This window comes from Kitasatospora sp. NPDC047058, assembly GCF_040643935.1.
Lineage (GTDB): Bacteria > Actinomycetota > Actinomycetes > Streptomycetales > Streptomycetaceae > Kitasatospora.
Genome location: NZ_JBEYVJ010000544.1, coordinates 1 through 3963, shown reverse-complemented (window position 1 = coordinate 3963; position 3963 = coordinate 1). Strand labels below are relative to the sequence as shown.

The window sequence follows — 3963 nt, the reverse complement described above, 5'->3', positions numbered from 1 at the left end:
CGGCCTCGGCGGCGGTGCCGCCGGCCTGCGGGATGGCGAGGGCGGCGGTGGCCGCGCTCGCCACCACGAGGGTGGTGATGCCGGTGATCAGCGAGTTGCGGCGGGCATGGCTGAGCTGCATGGAGCGGACGATCCTTTTCCGTCGGGGCCGTGCCGGGATGCTGGGCATCCGGCACGCGGGCAGGGCTCGGGTGAGCAGGCTCGGGTGAGCGAGGGGGCCCGCAATGCCGTCCGGGACGGGACGGCCATGGCACCCCGGCGGTGAGGCGGGGCGGGCGGGAGGCGCGGCGGCCGGGGGGGGCCGGTCCGCGCTGCCTGGCGACGGGCCATTCTTGGCAGAGCGCGCCGCGGGCGGCAAAGGCGCCCGCTACTACGGGCAGTCGTGGACAAAAGTGCGGAAATGGCGAAGCGCCCGGCCGGAGCCGGGCGCTTCTGTCCTATTTGTCCTATTTGTTCAAACGGCAGGTGAACGGGTTGCGCCGTCGACGAACGACCCGCCCGAACGGGCCCGCCGCCTGCGTTCTTCCGGTCCGCCGCGGCCGTCCGGCCGGGGTCCGGCCGGGCCCGGGGCCGTCTCCGGCGCCGCGGGCGGGGCCTCCGTGCGCGGCTCGCCACTATCGGCGGCAGTAGACGGGAAAGGCCGTGTGGGCGGCTTCACACCCGGGTCGGCCGCAGGTGGGCGCAGCGTGACCGGCCGGTCACCGCTCCGGCCCCGCTCCGGTTCAGCTGCTCCGGTACGGGTTCTCGGCGTAGGGGTTCTCGGTGTACGGACTCCCGGCGTACGGGTTCTGCGGGGCGGGGCCCGCCGCGTACGGGTTCTGCGGGGCGGGGCCCGCCGCGTACGGATTGCCGGCCACCGGCTGCCGGCCGGCGTAGGAGGCCGCCGGGGCGCCCGGGACGTCCGGGGCGCCCGGGACGTCCGGGACGGGCGGGCCCGCGGGCTGCGGCGCGTCGTCATCCTCGTCGGCCGGCTCCTCCTCGACCGGGACCAGGTCGCGGGCCAGCAGCGTCGCGCCGGCCACCGCGCCGGGCATCGCGAGGACGGTCACCAGCGGGACCAGGAAGGCCAGGATCAGCGGCACGCCGAATCCGAGCGCGAGTCCGAGCCGCGCGCGCAGCAGCCGGATCCGCTCGCGCTGCGGCACCCCGCGCCGTTGCAGCGCCACCGCGGTCAGCTCGACCGAGAGGAAGAAGCCGGACACCATGAACCCGGCCACCGGCACCAGCGTCTGCCCGACCACCGGGACGAACCCGAGGGCGAACAGCAGGATGCCGAAGCCGGCCACCCGCAGCAGCACGTGGAGGCTGTCCCGTGCCGAGACCAGCAGTTCGCGCCAGAGCGGCACGTCCGGCGGGGTGGGGGCGCCGCCCTCGGTCTCGTCCACCTTCTCGCAGAGCGACTCGTAGAACGGCTGGCCGACCAGCAGGGTGACCGCGGTGAAGGTGATCAGCGAGATCAGCAGGCCGCCGCCGAAGACGATCAGCGCGAGCGCGCCGCGCAGCAGGCCCTGCCAGGGCGAGCCCCAGTGGTCGGCGAACGGGGTGGCCGAGGCGGCGAGGTCCTCGGACCAGCCGCCGAGGAAGACCAGCGCCACGGCGTACCCGATCAGGGTGATCAGCGCGGGGATCATCCCGAACGCCCACCAGCGGCCGTGCCGCCCCACCCACTTCTGGCCCTTGGCCAGGTAACCCATCCCCGCCACAAGATCTCGCATAGGGGGAAGGGTAGGGGCAGCCGGGCGGCAGGTCATCTCCGTTCCGCCCCGGCCCCACCAGCGGGGCGGGGCCGGGGGCGGCCGGGAGGCGGGACGCCCGGGGAGCCGCGCGGCGGCCCTCAAAACGCCACCGGGCCCGGGAGCCTCCGCAACGGCTCCCGGGCCCGGTGTTCGGGCGGTGTGGACCGGATCAGGCAGCCGGCTCCACCGCCGCGGCCCGACGCCGTCGGCCCACCACGGCCGAGGCCGCCAGCACGATCGCTGCGGCGACCAGCGACAGGTACATCTGCTTCCGCCCGTCGGCGTCGGTGAACATGTACGCCACCACGAACCCGATCATGCCGATGGCGGTCCAGGTGAGGTAGGGGTACAGCCACATCCGGACGGTCAGGCGCTCCGGCATCTCGCGCTCGATGATCTTCCGCATCCGCAGCTGGGAGAAGCAGATCACCAGCCAGACGAAGAGCGCCACCGCGCCGGAGGAGTTGAGCAGGAAGGAGAAGACGGTGTCGGGGGAGGTGTAGTTGAAGAAGACGGCGATGAAGCCGAACACCACCGAGACCAGGATCGCGTTCCGCGGCACGCCGGTGCGGGTCACCGTGGCGAAGGCCTTGGGGGCGTCGCCGCGCCTGCCGAGCGAGAAGGCCATCCGGGAGGCGGTGTACATCCCGGAGTTGAGGCAGGAGAGCACGGCCGTCAGGACGATCACGTCCATCACCTGGCCGGCGCCCGGGATGCCGACGTGCTCCAGCACGGCGACGTACGGGCTGGACTTGACCGCGTCGGAGTCCCACGGCAGCAGGGTGACCACGAGGAGGATCGAGCCCAGGTAGAACACGCCGATGCGCCAGATCACGCTGTTGGTGGCCTTGCTGACCGCCTTCTCCGGGTCCTCGGACTCGCCGGCGGCCAGGGTGACGATCTCGCTGCCCATGAAGGCGAAGACGACGGTGAGCATGCCGGTGAAGACCGCCCCCACGCCGTGCGGCAGGAAGCCGCCGTGGCCGACCAGGTTCGTGGTGCCGACCGCGTGGGTGCCGGGCAGCACGCCGAACGCGGCCAGGGTGCCGATCACCAGGAAGGCGGCGATCGCCACCACCTTGATCCCGGCGAACCAGAACTCGAACTCGCCGTAGGAGGCGACCGAGAACAGGTTGGTCGAGGTCAGCACGGCCATGACGATCAGCGCCCAGCCCCACTGCGGTACGCCGGGCACCCAGTTGTTGAGGATCTTCGCACCGGCGGTGGCCTCGACGGCCAGCACCACGACCCAGAAGAACCAGTACAGCCAGCCGATGGTGAACCCGGCCCAGCGGCCGAGCGCCCGGTCCGCGTACGCGGAGAACGAGCCGCTCTGCGGGTCGGCCGCCGCCATCTCGCCGAGCATCCGCATCACCAGGACGACCAGCACACCGGCCAGCGTGTAGGAGAGCAGGATGCCGGGGCCGGTCGAGGCGATGCCGGCGCCGGAGCCGACGAAGAGGCCGGCGCCGATCACGCCGCCGATCGCGATCATCGACAGGTGGCGGTTCTTGAGCCCGGCCTTCAGGTGGCCGTCGGCTCCGTGGCCGTGGCCGTGGTCGTGCCGGGTCTCGGCGTCGACCGACGGCTTCGCGGCCGGGGTGGTGGTTTCCGCACTCATGTGAGGGTGCCCTGTTGCCTTTCCAGCGCGGCTGACCCTCGGCTCGTACGCCGGAGGGTGGGGGACGGACCCGCGCAATGCGGTGCAACCTAACTTCTACCTACGAGTATCGGAACAAGGCATGGGAAATTGTTCGCTCAGCGGACGCAAAGTGCCTGGTCAGAGTGGGTGAGGCGGGTTGCCGGAAAGCTCAAATCTGATGCATCGTCAGGCCGTTCCGGGGCTCCGGGGGCGGTGCGCGGGTCACCCGGCGGGCCGTCCATACTGGCCGCGTGATGATCGTCCTCGTGCTGCTCGGCCTGCTCGCCGTCCTGGCCGTCCTGGCCCTCGCGCACTGGTACCTCTGGCGCCGCCTGGTGCGCGACGTCTCCGCCCCCGGCGGCCGGTGGCGCCGGACCGGGACGGTGCTCGCCGTCGTCCTCCCGCTGCTCGCGGTGGGCGCGCTGGTCGGCGGGCGCAAGCTCCCGATGTCCGTCGAGCGCTGGCTGGCCTGGCCGGGGTACCTCTGGCTGGCGGTCCTGCTCTACCTGCTGCCGGCGCTCGCGGCCGGCGAGGCCGTCCGGCCGCTGCTGCTCCGCCTGCCGCGCCGGTCCGCGGCGGCGGCAG

The 3963-nt window shown here is 72.9% G+C and carries 2 protein-coding genes and 1 pseudogene; 1 reads left to right on the top strand and 2 read right to left on the bottom strand.

The genetic code is table 11. From position 1 onward, the window contains the following. Positions 1-722: 722 nt before the first annotated feature. Positions 723-1715, bottom strand: coding sequence for an EI24 domain-containing protein (locus tag ABZ885_RS37110; RefSeq protein WP_360198979.1), 993 nt, complete (start codon positions 1713-1715; stop codon positions 723-725). 190 nt (positions 1716-1905) lie between these two features. Then, positions 1906-3357 (bottom strand): amino acid permease, encoded by a 1452-nt coding sequence (locus tag ABZ885_RS37105; RefSeq protein WP_360198977.1) that lies wholly within the window; start codon positions 3355-3357, stop codon positions 1906-1908. 275 nt (positions 3358-3632) lie between these two features. Between ABZ885_RS37105 and ABZ885_RS37100 the strand changes: the two are divergent. Then, a pseudogene (locus ABZ885_RS37100) lies at positions 3633-3963 on the top strand (metallophosphoesterase); the annotation flags it as partial.

Bases quoted from the DNA above. Each gene is read 5' to 3' on its own strand.
- ABZ885_RS37105 (WP_360198977.1), bottom strand. From the start codon at position 3,357: ATGAGTGCGGAAACCACCACCCCGGCCGCGAAGCCGTCGGTCGACGCC.
- ABZ885_RS37110 (WP_360198979.1), bottom strand. From the start codon at position 1,715: ATGCGAGATCTTGTGGCGGGGATGGGTTACCTGGCCAAGGGCCAGAAG.